The sequence below is a fragment of the Microbacterium sp. AG157 genome (assembly GCF_003385695.1).
Taxonomy (GTDB): domain Bacteria; phylum Actinomycetota; class Actinomycetes; order Actinomycetales; family Microbacteriaceae; genus Microbacterium; species Microbacterium testaceum.
On sequence record NZ_QRDK01000001.1, the window covers coordinates 308,790 to 322,362 of the forward strand.

General features: G+C 70.6%; 11 protein-coding genes. 7 read left to right on the top strand and 4 right to left on the bottom strand.

The window, feature by feature from the left end; all coding sequences use genetic code 11:
• Positions 1–64 precede the first annotated feature (64 nt).
• Positions 65–2,044 carry a chorismate-binding protein gene (locus tag DEU35_RS01525; protein WP_116238422.1) on the top strand — a complete coding sequence of 660 codons (1,980 nt, stop codon included), beginning with the start codon at positions 65–67 and terminating at the stop codon, positions 2,042–2,044.
• Positions 2,045–2,104: 60 nt separating this feature from the next.
• Here the strand turns inward: DEU35_RS01525 and DEU35_RS01530 are convergent, their stop codons facing one another.
• Entirely contained in the window at positions 2,105–3,421 is a 1,317-nt protein-coding gene (locus tag DEU35_RS01530; protein ID WP_103210300.1) for an RIP metalloprotease, read from the bottom strand.
• 87 nt (positions 3,422–3,508) lie between these two features.
• Here DEU35_RS01530 and DEU35_RS01535 point away from each other — a divergent pair, with 87 nt between their 5' ends.
• On the top strand, positions 3,509–5,173 hold the full coding sequence (locus DEU35_RS01535) for a Mur ligase family protein (RefSeq protein WP_116238872.1): 1,665 nt from the start codon (positions 3,509–3,511) through the stop codon (positions 5,171–5,173).
• A gap of 24 nt (positions 5,174–5,197) precedes the next feature.
• Here the strand turns inward: DEU35_RS01535 and dxr are convergent, their stop codons facing one another.
• A complete protein-coding gene (gene dxr / locus DEU35_RS01540) occupies positions 5,198–6,280 on the bottom strand; it encodes a 1-deoxy-D-xylulose-5-phosphate reductoisomerase (protein ID WP_116238423.1) in 1,083 nt (360 codons plus the stop codon).
• Between the two features lie 13 nt (positions 6,281–6,293).
• On the bottom strand, positions 6,294–7,286 hold the full coding sequence (locus DEU35_RS01545) for an FKBP-type peptidyl-prolyl cis-trans isomerase (RefSeq protein WP_103210297.1): 993 nt from the start codon (positions 7,284–7,286) through the stop codon (positions 6,294–6,296).
• 204 nt (positions 7,287–7,490) lie between these two features.
• Here DEU35_RS01545 and DEU35_RS01550 point away from each other — a divergent pair, with 204 nt between their 5' ends.
• From DEU35_RS01550 to dhaM, 4 genes are all read left to right on the top strand, one after another.
• Positions 7,491–8,192 carry a 1-acyl-sn-glycerol-3-phosphate acyltransferase gene (locus tag DEU35_RS01550; RefSeq protein ID WP_258027979.1) on the top strand — a complete coding sequence of 234 codons (702 nt, stop codon included), beginning with the start codon at positions 7,491–7,493 and terminating at the stop codon, positions 8,190–8,192.
• Between the two features lie 101 nt (positions 8,193–8,293).
• On the top strand, positions 8,294–9,289 hold the full coding sequence (gene dhaK / locus DEU35_RS01555; protein WP_103210293.1) for a dihydroxyacetone kinase subunit DhaK: 996 nt from the start codon (positions 8,294–8,296) through the stop codon (positions 9,287–9,289).
• Positions 9,286–9,921: a dihydroxyacetone kinase subunit DhaL gene (gene dhaL / locus DEU35_RS01560; protein ID WP_116238873.1), complete on the top strand. Its 636-nt coding sequence runs from the start codon at positions 9,286–9,288 to the stop codon at positions 9,919–9,921. The genes dhaK and dhaL overlap by 4 nt, the downstream gene beginning before the upstream one ends.
• On the top strand, positions 9,918–10,646 hold the full coding sequence (dhaM, locus tag DEU35_RS01565) for a dihydroxyacetone kinase phosphoryl donor subunit DhaM (RefSeq protein WP_103210291.1): 729 nt from the start codon (positions 9,918–9,920) through the stop codon (positions 10,644–10,646). Before dhaL ends, dhaM begins: the two co-directional genes overlap by 4 nt.
• A gap of 19 nt (positions 10,647–10,665) precedes the next feature.
• Here the strand turns inward: dhaM and DEU35_RS01570 are convergent, their stop codons facing one another.
• Complete coding sequence (locus tag DEU35_RS01570) at positions 10,666–11,631, bottom strand: sugar-binding transcriptional regulator (RefSeq protein WP_116238424.1); 966 nt, start codon at positions 11,629–11,631, stop codon at positions 10,666–10,668.
• Between the two features lie 112 nt (positions 11,632–11,743).
• On the opposite strand from DEU35_RS01570, the gene DEU35_RS01575 reads away from it, so the two are divergent.
• On the top strand, positions 11,744–13,462 hold the full coding sequence (locus DEU35_RS01575; RefSeq protein WP_103210287.1) for a glycerol-3-phosphate dehydrogenase/oxidase: 1,719 nt from the start codon (positions 11,744–11,746) through the stop codon (positions 13,460–13,462).
• Positions 13,463–13,573 lie beyond the last annotated feature (111 nt).

The window sequence follows — 13,573 nt, forward strand, 5'->3', positions numbered from 1 at the left end:
GGCGGTCTTCGTGTTTTCGGCGGCCGCGACGGATCCTCGTTCAGCACAGACGGAAAGACTCTCGATGACCGGGCTCGACCCCTCCACACTGCTCACGGACCTCGCCGCAGGTTCCGCTCCCTTCGCTCTCATCGCCCGTGACGGGGCGACCGTCGAGGTTCTCACGGGAGATGTCGTCGACGTGGAGCTCCTCGCCGACATCCCCCTGACGGATGCCGAGGGCGTCGCCCGCGAAGTGCTCGCTCTCGTGCCTTACCGCCAGGTGCGCGAGCGCGGCTTCGTCTGTCATGACGACGGGGCACCGCTGCGGTGCCTGGTGATCGACGACCGCGTCTCGGTGCCGCGGGCGGAGGCCCTGGCATCCCTCCCCTCTTCCCCCGTCCCTCTTGCGGACGCCGGCTTCGACATCACCGACGAGGACTACGCCGCCATCGTGCGCCGCGTCATCGCGGAGGAGATCGGTCGCGGCGAGGGCGCCAACTTCGTGATCCGTCGCGACTTCGTCGCGGGTGTCGACGTCGACCCGCGCATCGCCGCGCTCACGTGGTTCCGCGCCCTGCTCGAGCACGAGAAGGGCGCGTACTGGACCTTCGCCGTGGTCACCGCCGATCACATCGCGGTGGGTGCGAGTCCCGAGGCGCACGTGAGCGCCAAGGACGGCATCGTCACGATGAACCCCATCTCGGGAACCTTCCGGCACCCGGCGGGCGGGGCGACGGCCGAGACGCTCGCCGAGTTCCTGCGATCGACCAAAGAGACCGAGGAGCTCTTCATGGTCGTCGACGAAGAGCTCAAGATGATGAGCGCGGTCTGCAGCGACGGTGGCCGCATCACCGGCCCCCACCTCAAAGAGATGTCGCGCCTCACGCACACCGAGTACATGCTGCGCGGCTCGAGCGACCTCGACCCGCGCGACATCCTCCGTGAGACGATGTTCGCCCCGACGGTCACCGGCTCCCCCATGCAGAACGCGTGCACCGTGATCGCCCGGCACGAGGCCGTTCCGCGTGGCTATTACTCCGGCGTCGCGGCCCTCTTCACCCCGAACGGCTCGGTCGAGGGGCCCACGCACGACCTCGACGCGCCGATCCTCATCCGCACGGCCTACCTCGTCGACGGGCGCCTGCGCGTCCCGGTCGGGGCGACGCTCGTGCGCCATTCCGACCCCGACGGCGAGGTGGGCGAGACCCACGGCAAGGCCGCCGGCGTGCTCGGCGCGATCGGCGCGATTCCGCGCGACGTACCGGTTGCCCCCGAGGGGGCGGATGCCGACGCCCCCGCCGCCCCGCGCCGACCGCTCGCCGAGGATCCCGCGATCGCCGAGCTGCTGGCATCCCGCAACGATCGCTTGGCGCCCTTCTGGATGAACCCGCAGGACCCCGACGGGTCGGGCCCTTTCGCGGGCCGCACGGCGCTCGTGGTGGATGCCGAGGACCGCTTCACGACGATGCTCGCGCACCAGCTGCGGCACCTGGGACTCGACACCCGTATCGTGCACTGGTCGCAGGCGTCGAACGACGAGGTCGATGCCGCCGACCTCGTGATCTCGGGCCCCGGCCCCGGTGACCCGCGCGACGACAGCCCGCGCATGTCCGCGATGCGCCGCGTCGTCTCCCGCCGCCTCTTCCGCCACGCTCCGCTTCTCGCGGTCTGCCTGAGCCACCAGATCCTCGCCGACCAGCTCGGCATCGATCTCGCTCCTCTCGCGCAGCCGCACCAGGGCCTGCAGAAGAGCGTCGACGTCTTCGGCGAGGACGCCTCGATCGGGTTCTACAACACGTTCACGGCGCGCGTGGCGCCGGGGACGACCGAGCGCGGGATCGTGGTCGAGTCGATCACCGCGCGCGGGGAGTCGACGGGGGCTCCCCTCCCCGTCCCGGAGGGTCGCATCGAGATCCCGGCCGAGGTCGCGGCCGACCCCGAGACCGGCGACGTCTACGCCCTCCGCGGCCCCGCGTTCGCGAGCGTGCAGGGGCATCTCGAGTCGATCCTGTCGCGCGACGGCATGCGGACTTTGGAGCGTCTGATCGCGCACGCGCTCTGACCGCGGCGGACTACCTACCGGCTCACGCTTCTCCGCGAAAGGGTCGATCCGCCGGCTCGTCTACAGCAACTGCACCGGGTTGACGATGTCGGCGAGGAACAGCACCCCGCCCGTCGCCACCAGCAGGATCACGACGACGAAAGTGACGGGCACGAGCTTCGTGGCATCCACGGGACGGGCGACCGTGCCACGCAGGCGAGCGATCTGACGCTTGATGCCGTCCCACAGCGCCACGACGACGTGACCACCGTCGAGCGGGAGCAGCGGGATGAGGTTGAAGACGAACAGGGCGATGTTCAGGCCGCCGAGCAACGTGATCATGGTCTGCACGCGGTCGAGGATCGGCGCGTCGACGGCGGCGATGTCGCCGGCGAGACGGCCGGCGCCGACCACGCTCATGGGGCTGTTCGCGTCACGCGGCTGACCGTTGAGGGTGTCGACGACGACGTCGTAGATCCGCACGGGGAACTGCGACACGATCTGCGCGACCGAGCCGATGTACTGCCCCGTCGCCTCGAGGCTCGTGCCGATGGGCTGACGCACGAGCGCGCTCTGCGGGCTGATCCCCGCGAATCCGACGGTCTGATACTCGGTCGCGCCGGAGGCGTCGACCACGGGACGGCCGTTCGCGTCGGTGACGGCGCGGTCGGTGGTCGCGGGCGTGAACTGCACGGTGCGCTGCGCGCCGTCGCGATCGATGACGACCGAGAGCTGCTTCCCGGGCGAACGCTGGATGATCGCGGCGGCCTCGGCGAACGTCGAGACGGGAGTGCCGTCGATCGAAACGAATCTGTCACCGGGCTGGATGCCGGCGGCCGCCGCCGGAGCGACGGGATCGGTGGGGGTGCACTCGGTGCGGCCCTCGCTCGCGGGGATGACGCACTGCGAGACCGACGCGACGGTGGTGGTGCCCTGCTGGATGCCGATACCGCTGAGCGCGATCGTGAACAGCACCACGGCGAGGACGAGGTTCATGACCGGGCCGCCGAGCATGACGATGATCCGCTTGTAGACCGGCAGCTTGTAGAACACCCGGTCGTCGGCGGCGATCAGCGTCTCCGCGTTCGCGTCGCGGGCGTCTTGGACCATCGTCGCGAAGAAGCGCGAGCGCTTCGTGCCGGGCTTGGCGTCCTCGGGCGCAGGCGGGTACATCCCGGCCATCGAGATGAAGCCGCCGAGCGGCAGCACCTTGAGGCCGTACTCCGTCTCGCCGATGCGCTTCGACCAGAGTGTCGGTCCGAAACCGATCATGTACTGGCCGACGCGCACGCCGAAGAGCTTGGCGGGCAGCAGGTGCCCGACCTCGTGCAGCGCGATCGAGACGGCCAGGCCGAGCACGAGCACGATGACGCCGATGAGGAACGCGATCGCAGTCACCCGCCGACGATACCGCCGCACGCCTTTGAACGGCCCGTGCGGCCCCGATGCGGTGTCTGTGCGACGCCGGATGAGAGAATGGATGCGATGTCCTCCGCCGCCCCCTCGAACCTGCCGCCCGTCCTCCGCCCGGAGAACCCGCCGCGCCGCGACCTCGCCGAACTCGCCCGACGCTACGGCGTCCGCACCGTGGGCGACGTCGACCGGACCACCCTCACCGGCCTCACGCTGGCCACCGCCGATCTGCGGGCCGGCGAAGCCTTCGTCGCCATCCGCGGCGTGAACCGGCACGGGGCGGAATTCGCCGCCACCGCCGCCGAGCGCGGCGCCGTCGCGGTCATCACCGACGACGCGGGCGCCGAGATCGCGGGCCCCGCGGGTCTTCCGATCGTCGTCGTGGACGACCCTCGTGCGCTCCTCGGCGACCTGTCGGCGTGGGTGTACGGCACCGGGCCCGACGACACGCTCCCCCAGCTGTTGGCGACAACGGGCACCAACGGCAAGACGAGCGTCTCGCACCTGCTCGAGGGCATCCTCGGCCAGCTCGGGGTCGTCACCGGCCTGTCGTCGACGGCAGAGCGCCACATCGCGGGCGAGGTCATCGTCTCGCGCCTGACCACCCCCGAGGCTTCCGAGTTCCACGCCCTCCTCGCCCTCATGCGCGAGCGCGGCGTGCAGGCCGTCGCGGTCGAGGTGAGCGCGCAGGCGCTCACCCGTCACCGGGTCGATGGCCTCGTCTTCGACGTCGCGGGCTTCACGAACCTCACCCATGACCACCTCGACGACTATGCCGATATGCGCGAGTACTTCGAGGCGAAGCTGCCCCTCTTCCGCCCCGACCGCGCCCGTCGCGGGGTCGTCTGCCTCGACTCGGCCTCCGGCGCCGAGATCGCCGCACGCGCCGAGATCCCCGTCGTGACCATCGCCACCCCGGCGATCAGCGAGAACGCCGCCGCCGCGGCATCCGCCGACTGGACCGTCGACATCGTCGACGAGCGCCAAGAGGGCACCGAGTTCACCCTCAGCGACGGCAAGGGCCGCTCCCTCACCACCGTCGTGCCCGTGATCGGTCGGCACATGGCCGCGAACGCGGGACTGGCGATCGTCATGCTGCTCGAGACCGGCTACACCTGGGAACACCTCTACAGCACCCTCGACGGCTCGCACATCGAGGCATCGCTGCCCGGTCGGACCCAGCTCGTGTCGGGCGCCGCGGGCCCCGCGGTCTACGTCGACTTCGGCCACTCCCCCGACGCGTTCGAGAAGACTCTCGCCGCGGTCCGGCGCGTGACGCCCGGCAAGGTCGTCATGGTGTTCGGCGCCGACGGCGACCGCGACGCCACGAAGCGTCACGACATGGGCCGCACGGCGGTCGAGGGAAGCGACATCCTCGTCGTCACGGATCACCACCCGCGCCACGAGAACCCCGACACCATCCGCGAGGTGCTGGTCGAGGGCGCACGGCGCGCTCGACCCGACGCCGAGATCCTGGAGTTCACCCCGCCGGAGCGCGCGATCCTCGAGGCCGTGAAGCTCGTCGGAGAGGGCGACGCGATCCTGTGGGCCGGTCCCGGCCACCAGGACTACCGCGACATCCGCGGCGTGCGCACCCCGTATTCGGCGCGCGAACTGTCGCGCCGCGCGCTACGCGCTGCAGGATGGCCCGTACCCGACCCGCAGTGGCCGGTTCCGTACCCCGTCGACAGCACCCCGTCGTCCGACCCGGAGCGCCCGGTCGACTTCCCGGCCTGAACCGGCCGACCGCCCGCTCGGGACTCAGCGCGCCGCGATGATCTCGTCGGCGGTGCGTCGCGCCCAACTCTCGGCTTCGGCGAGCGATTCGCGCATGAGCTTCCCGGGCGGCTCGTGGCGATCGACGACGCGCTCGATGAGCTCGACGATCTGGAGGAAGCTCAGACGCCCCTCGTGGAACGCGTCGACCGCCTGCTCGTTGGCCGCGTTGAACACGGCGGGGTATGTGGCGCCCGCCCGGCCGACCTTCTTGGCCAGGGCCACGGAGCCGAAGGCCTTCTCGTCGAGGGGCTCGAAGGTCCACTGCGAGGCGCGCGTCCAGTCGAGCGGGGCGCCCACGCCGGCGATGCGGTGCGGCCAGTCGAGACCGAGCGAGATCGGCAGGCGCATATCGGGCGGCGACGCCTGGGCGATGGTCGAGCCGTCGACGAACTCGACCATCGAGTGCACGATCGACTGCGGGTGCACGGTCACCGCGATCCGGTCGTACGGCACGTCGAACAGCAGGTGCGCCTCGATCACCTCGAGGCCCTTGTTCACGAGTGTCGCGGAGTTCGTCGTGACGACGCGGCCCATGTCCCACGTGGGGTGCGCGAGGGCCTCCGCGGGGGTGACGTCCTGCAGCTCGTCGCGCGATCGTCCGCGGAAGGGGCCTCCGGATGCCGTGAGCACGAGCCGGCGCACCTCTCCGGCGTGACCGGAGCGCAGCGCCTGCGCGATCGCGGAGTGCTCGGAGTCGACGGGAACGATCTGCCCCGGTGCCGCGAGTGCGGTGACGAGTTCGCCGCCGACGATCAGCGACTCCTTGTTGGCCAGGGCGAGGGTGCGCCCCGCCTCGAGGGCGGCGATGGTGGGGCCGAGGCCCACCGATCCGGTGATCCCGTTGAGCACCACGTCGGCCTCGACGTCGCGGACGAGCTGCTCCGCCTCGACGGCGCCGAGAGCGGTGTGCTCGACCCCGAAGGCCGAAGCCTGCGCCTCGACACCGGCCCGGTCGGTGCCGGCGGCGAGCCCGACGACCTCGAAGCGGTCGGCGTTGTTCGCGATGACGTCGAGCGCCTGCGTCCCGATCGAACCGGTGGAACCGAGGATGAGGACGCGGCGCATGCCCTCAGCCTACTTAGCCCGCCATGGTGGCGTGCTGGACGCCCAGGATGTCGACGACGAAGAACAGGGTCGAATTGGCCGGGATGTCGCCCTGCGCCTTGTCGCCGTAGCCCGCGGCGGGCGGGATGACGACGACGACCTGCGAGCCGACGGTCTGTCCCTCGAGGGCCTGACGGAAACCGTCGACGACCTGGTCGGTCTGGAACTGCGCGGGGGTGCCGCGCTGCCAGCTCGAGTCGAAGACCTGCCCGCTGTCATACAGCGCTCCGGTGTACTGCACGATGACCTGGTCACCGGCGTTCACGGTCTCCCCCGCACCCTGGCGGAGGTTCTCGATGCGCACGTCGGTGGGAGCCGGGGCGGTCGGCTGGGGCAGCATCTGCTTGCCGTCGGCGTTCGTCGTGGTCGTGGGGGCGCCGTTGTCGTCGAAGCTCACCGTCGGCATGCCGTCCACGGGAGCGACCTCGGTGCCCTCGGCGCGGGTGGGCAGTTCCGAGATGGCGTCGGCGACGAGCACGAAGGCGGGCGAGCCCTCGCCCAGGGTGCCGGCGGGGAACGACGACACGGTGCGCGAGCCGATGGGCGCGCACTCGAGGGCGGCGCCGAAGATCTGCTGCGAGGAGACGAGCGTGTCCATGCCGGCCGGCTCGGTATCGAGCGTCTGCAGCTGCACGGCGCCCGAGGCGGTGTCGATCAGCGTGAAGTTGGCCTTCAGGACGTCGCCCGCCTTGATCTGCTGTCCGGTGCCCTCGACCAGGGTGGTGCGCTGCAGAGCAGAGGGGGTGTAGCCGTCGGGAAGAGTGACGTTGACCTTGCCCTGGAAATCGCCCGAGACGACGAGACCGTCGGGGGCCGGCGCGTCGGCGAGCGCGCTCTGGCACTGGCCGGCGTCGGCCGAGCCGCTCGCGTCGGGCGTCGATGCCTCATCGGGTGAACCGGAGCACCCGGCCAGCAGCAACGCCGCGGCGGCGACGACGGACAGGGAAGCGATCGGGCGGAAGCGCACGGGTGACCTCTCGAGGGAAGACAGGAAGCGTCCATCCTCCCGCATCCGGCTTTGCCGCGGCTGAGAGGCCCGTGTACGAGGGCGCCCGCCGCGTGTCGGCATGTCATCGCGCGCACCATGCGCGCAGGAGCATGCGGCGGCGAGTAGCCTCATCGAGTGAGTTCTCACCTGCCCGCCGAGACCCCCGTGACCGTGCCGGAGCAGATGGGCGCGACCTACCGCCTCGGACGTTTCCTCATCGCCCCTCTGGCGCGCGCGGTCTATCGCCCGCGCATCGAGGGACGAGAGAACGTCCCGCGTACCGGGCCGGTGATCTTCGCGAGCAACCATCTGTCGTTCATCGACTCGATCGCCATCCCCGTCGCCGCCCCCCGCCCCGTGCACTTCATGGCGAAGTCGGCGTACTTCGAGAAGTGGGCGTCGCGCCAGTTCTTCACCGCGATCGGCGCGATCCCCGTCGAGCGCGGAGCCGGCCAGAAGGCCCTCGACGCCCTCGACCAGCAGCGCACCCTTCTCGAGGATGGCCGGGCCGTGGCGCTCTACCCCGAAGGCACGCGCTCGCTCGATGGCCGCCTCTACAAGGGCCGCACCGGGGTCGCCTTCCTTGCACTGCAGACGGGCGCCCCGGTCGTTCCGGTGGGGCTCATCGGCACCGACAAGGTCATGCCGGTCGGCGCGAAGATCCCCACGACCGCGGAACGCATCACGGTGCGTTTCGGCGCGCCCCTCGATCTCTCCCCGCACGGCGCCGCCGCCTCGGGACGCGCGCGTCGCGGCGCCACCGACGAGATCATGGCGGCGATCCATGCCCTCAGCGAGCAGGAGCTCGCGAACGCCTACAACGAGGCGCCCGCACAGAACCCGATCGAGCGCATCAAGCAGGTGCTCCCCCACGAGCGCCTCTGACTCTCGACCCTCACCGGCAGTTCCTCCTTGACGTGACGACGCCCGGCGAGCAGGGTCGAATCCGACGGCCCGAACCGTCGTCGCCACAACGAGGAGGCACCGTGAAGAAGTTCGTCAACGACCCCGCCGACGTCTTGGCGGAGGCCCTCCGCGGCATCCGCGCAGCTCATCCGGACCTTCGGGTGGATGCCGAGAACCGTGTCATCCTGCGGGCGGAGGCGACGCGCACGGGCAAGGTGGCGCTGGTGTCGGGCGGTGGATCCGGGCACGAGCCGATGCACGGCGGTTTCGTCGGCCTCGGCATGCTCGACGCCGCGGCCGCCGGAGAGGTGTTCACCTCCCCCACCCCCGACCAGGTGCTCGCCGCCACGCAGGCGGTCGACTCGGGTGCGGGGGTGCTCCACATCGTGAAGAACTACACCGGCGACGTACTGAACTTCGAGATGGCGGCGGAGCTCGCCGAAGCCGCGGGCGTGCGGGTCGAGTCGGTCGTCGTCGCCGACGACGTCGCCGTGACCGATTCCACCTGGACCGCGGGTCGCCGCGGTACCGGCACCACCGTCATCCTGGAGAAGGTCGTCGGCGCCTTCGCCGAAGAGGGGGCCGACCTCGCCGCGGTCGCCGATCTCGCCCGCCGGGTCGCGGCCGCGGGCCGATCGATGGGAGTGGCCCTCACCAGCTGCACGGTCCCCGCCGCGGGCCGCCCCACCTTCGACCTCCCCGACGACGAGATGGAGGTCGGCGTCGGCATTCACGGCGAGCCCGGCCGCTCGCGCGTGAAGCTGGCCTCCGCTCGAGAGATCGCAGCGCTCATGGTCGATCCGATCGTGCGCGACTTCGCCGAGCCCGTGGGGCCGGCGATCGTGCTGCTGTCGGGCCTCGGCGGTACCCCGCTCATCGAGCAGTACCTGCTGTACGGAGAGATCGCGCCATTGCTCGCCGAGGCCGGGGTAGACGTGCAGCGCGTGCTGATCGGCGATTTCATCACGAGCCTCGACATGGCCGGCGCGTCGCTGACCGTCGTGAAAGCCGACGACGAGATGCTGCGCCTGTGGGACGCCCCCGTCGTGACGCCGGGGATGCGGTGGGGCGCATGAGCGGCTCGGTCTCGACCGCCGACCTGGTGGCGTGGATTCGCGCGTTCCGCGACGCCGTGCAGCAGCACAAGGACGAGCTCACCCGGCTCGATTCCGAGATCGGCGACGCCGACCACGGCTCGAATATGGCCCGCGGTCTCGACGCGGTCGTCGCGAAGCTCGAGCCCGTGCCCGATACCCCCGCCGACCTGTTCAAGACCGTCGGCATGACCCTCGTGTCATCGGTCGGCGGCGCGAGCGGGCCGCTCTACGGAACGCTCTTCCTCCGCATGGGCCCCGCCCTCGCAGCAGGGGGAGAAGTGGATGCCGACGCCCTCGGCGCCGCCCTCCGCGCCGGTGTCGACGGGGTCGTGGCTCGCGGAAAGGCCGAGCTCGGCGATAAGACGATGATCGACGCACTCTCTCCCGCCCTCGATGCCTGGGACACCGCCGCCGGCGACGGCCCCGCCGCGGCCGCCCGCGCCGCTGCGGAGGCCGCGGCCCGGGGACGCGACGCGACCGAACCCCTCGTGGCGCGCAAAGGCCGGGCGAGCTATCTGGGCGAGCGCAGTGCGGGCCACCTCGACCCGGGCGCGAGCTCGGCGACCCTGCTGCTCGAGGCTCTGCGCGACACCCTGGCGGCCGACGAGTGATCGGCCTGGTCGCCGTCTCGCACTCGCGCGCGCTTGCGGAGGCCGCGGCGCACCTCGCCCTGCAGATGGGCGGGGATGACCCCCCGACGCTTCGCATCGCAGCCGGCGGCCCCGACGACGATCTGGGAACGGATGCCGTGGCCATCGCCGCCGCGATCGACGACGCTGATTCCGGAGACGGGGTTCTCGTCCTGATGGACCTCGGTTCCGCGATTCTCAGCGCCGAGACGGCCCTGGAGTTCGTCGCGGAGCCCGAACGGGTCCGCCTCAGTCCCGCTCCGTTCGTGGAGGGACTCGTCGCAGCCGTGGTGACCGCCGCGGGCGGCGGCGACCTCGAAGCCGTGGCGGCCGAGTGCGCCACCGCCGGGGACGCGAAGGCGCGGCAGCTGGGCGCAGACGCCGGGGGCCCGGCATCCGGTGCCGTCGCGACGGACGACCCGGCCGACGAGACGCTCTCCTTCGAGGCCGTCGTGACCAACCCCTCCGGGTTGCACGCGCGGCCCGCGGCCACCTTCGTCAAGGCCGCGTCCCGACACGATGCGGAGGTGCGCATCGCCGATCTCGAGACGGGCTCCGCCGAGGTCTCGGGGCGGAGCCTGCTCGCGCTGATGGCGCTGGGGATCCGGCAGGGATCGCGCGTGCGAGTGAGCGCGTCGGGTCCCGAAGCGAGAGCGGCACTGGACGAGCTCGAGTCGCTCATCGCCGACGGGTTCGGCGAGCGCTGAGCGCTCGGCGCGACAGGCGTCAGCGCGTGACGCTGAGCAGGCGCCGCGCGAGCGACTCCTCGACGACCAGCTCGGTCACGAGATCGGCGGCGAGCGCTCCGCGCAGCCCGTCGAGCTTGGACAGGCTCGACACGACGCAGAAGCGACGAGGGATGCGCCGGACCGTGTCGAGGTCGGGGCCGCTGGAGCGGGCGTTGAGCTCGGGGATGTCACTCGACCCGTCGGCGCGGTAGAACACCGTGGCGCAGTCGCCGACGACGCCTTCGCGTTCGATGACGGCGCGGTCGCGCTCGTCGAAGTAGTCGCCGCTGTACACGTGCGAGGGCACGTCTGCGTGCGGAGAGCCGAGCCCGAAGACGAACAGACCGACGCGCTGCTGGATCTCGAGCACGGATCGCACCGAGCGCTCGCGCCACATCGCCTGCTTCGTCTGCGGATCGTCGAAGAGAGCGGGCACCGGGAATTGGTGCACCGACGACGACCAGGCCGCTCCGAGCTTGGACAGGATCTCTCCCGCGTACGGGATGCCGGAGGTGCGGACGTTGGCCGCACCGTTCATCTGGACGATGTGGGTGTCGTGCACGTCTTTCTGCGGCACGTGGCGGGCGACGGCCGAGAGCGTCGACCCCCAGGCGACGCCCACCGTCATCGATGACTCGACGCGCTCGGCGAGGATGCGCGCCGCGGTCAGCGCCGTTCGTTCGAGCCGCTCGGCCTCTGAGGTGCGCGCGGGAGTGGGCACGACGTGGGCGGTGATGCCGAAGCGATCGGCGATCCGCTGGGCCATCTGTCCCCGAGCGTCGTCGGGAGGGCTGATCGAGATCGTGACGAGCCCCACGTCGCGGGCGTGCTGAAGCAGACGCGACACCGACGATCGGGAGACCCGCATCTCGTGAGCGATGGCATCCATCGTCAGGTCTTGCATGTAGTAGAGCTGTGCCGCCCGCAGAGCGTCGCGGGAGCGCTCTTCCGTCTGCGTCACCACCGTTCGGTTACCTTCATGGACACCATTCTGCACGTTTGTTCAAGGGGCTTGCAACAACGTGCAGACAGGCGCATTGTGATCGTCGTACCAACAACGAAAGGTCGCAGTCGACATGTCGTCCCCCGCTACTCCGCTCCGCGCCGACGTCCAGGCGCTCCGCGACGCCGAAGACCTCGACGTCCTCATCATCGGTGGGGGCATCAACGGCCTCGCCACCCTCCGCGACCTCGCCCTCCAGGGCGTCAGCGTCGCACTCGTCGAGCGGGGCGACTTCGTCTCCGGCGCCTCCTCGGCCTCCAGCCACATGGTCCACGGCGGCATCCGCTACCTCGAGAACGGCGAGTTCCGCCTCGTGAAAGAAGCGGTCACCGAGCGCAACGACCTGCTCAAGACGGCCCCCCACTACGTCAAGCCGCTCGAGACGACGATCCCGATCTACAAGACGTTCTCCGGCATCCTGTCGGCACCCTTCCGCCTTCTCGTCACGCACGGTCGCGGCAAGCCCAATGAGCGCGGCGCCCTTCTCATCAAGGTCGGCCTGATCATGTACGACACCTTCTCGCGCGACGGCGGATCCGTCCCCCGCCACAAGTTCCTCGGCAAGAAGAAGTCGCTGTCCGAGCTGCCCAAGCTCAACCCCGACCTCGCCTACACCGCGACCTACTTCGACGCCTCGATGCACGACCCCGAGCGCATCGCCCTCGACGTGCTGCGCGACGGCATCGAGGCCGGCGCGGGCCGCACGCAGGCCGTCAACTACGTCTCGGCCGTCGGTGCCGACGCCAACGGCGTGCGCGTACGCGACGAGGTGTCCGGCGAAGAGTTCAGCGTCAAGGCGAAGGTCGTCCTCAACACGGCCGGACCCTGGACCGACCTCGCGAACAAGGCCATGGGTCTGGACACGACCTTCATGGGCGGCACCAAGGGCTCGCACATCGTGCTCGACAACCCCGAGCTGCTCGCCGCCACCGGCGGTCGCGAGATCTTCTTCGAGCACTCCGACGGCCGCATCGTCCTCATCTACCCGCTGAAGGACCGCGTCCTGGTCGGCACCACCGACATCGACGCCGATCCCTCGAAGCCGGTCGTGTGCACCGACGACGAGATCGAGTACTTCTTCGACCTCATCGGTCACGTCTTCCCGACCATCGGCGTGGACCGCTCGCAGATCGTCTACACGTTCTCGGGCATCCGCCCGCTCCCCCGCCACGATGACACCGCCCCCGGCTTCGTCTCGCGCGACTATCGCATCGTCGAGGACGAGGTCGCGGGTGTCCCCGCCATGAGCCTCGTCGGCGGCAAGTGGACCACCTTTCGAGCCCTCGCCGAGCACCTCAGCATGAAGACCCTGCAGAAGCTGCGCCGCCCCCACCGCGTCAGCACCCAGGGGCTGCCCATCGGCGGCGGCGCGGGCTTCCCCGCCACGCCCGAGCAGCGTCGCCGCTGGATCGCCGCGCGCACGAATGCGCACTCCGCGGAGCTCGTCGAGGCGATGCTGGAGCGCTACGGCACCCGCGCCGACGCGATCCTCGCCGCCCTGCCCGCCGAGCCGACGCCGGTTCCCGATGCGGCGGGCTACTACCGCGAGGAGCTCGCCTTCATCGCGAAGAACGAGCAGGTCGTGCACCTGATCGACGTTCTGCTGCGCCGCACGCATCTCGCATTCGTCGGCGGCATGACCGAGCGCACGCTGCGAGAGGTCGCCGAGGCGGTCGCCGAGCCCCTCGGTTGGGACTCCGCGCACGTCGACGAAGAAGTGGCCCGTACGACTGAGATTCTCCGCTCCGCGCACCGTGTCGATCTGGCACAGGCCGGGGTGGCCCGAATCTGAGAGAACGTGCGGGCGCGCCACCTGTTGCGCGCCCGCACGTGAGCCGTAGGTTCGGAGCACCGAGCCGCACTACCGCCCGAGCCGAAGGTGTCCGGGCGACGAAAGAAAGGT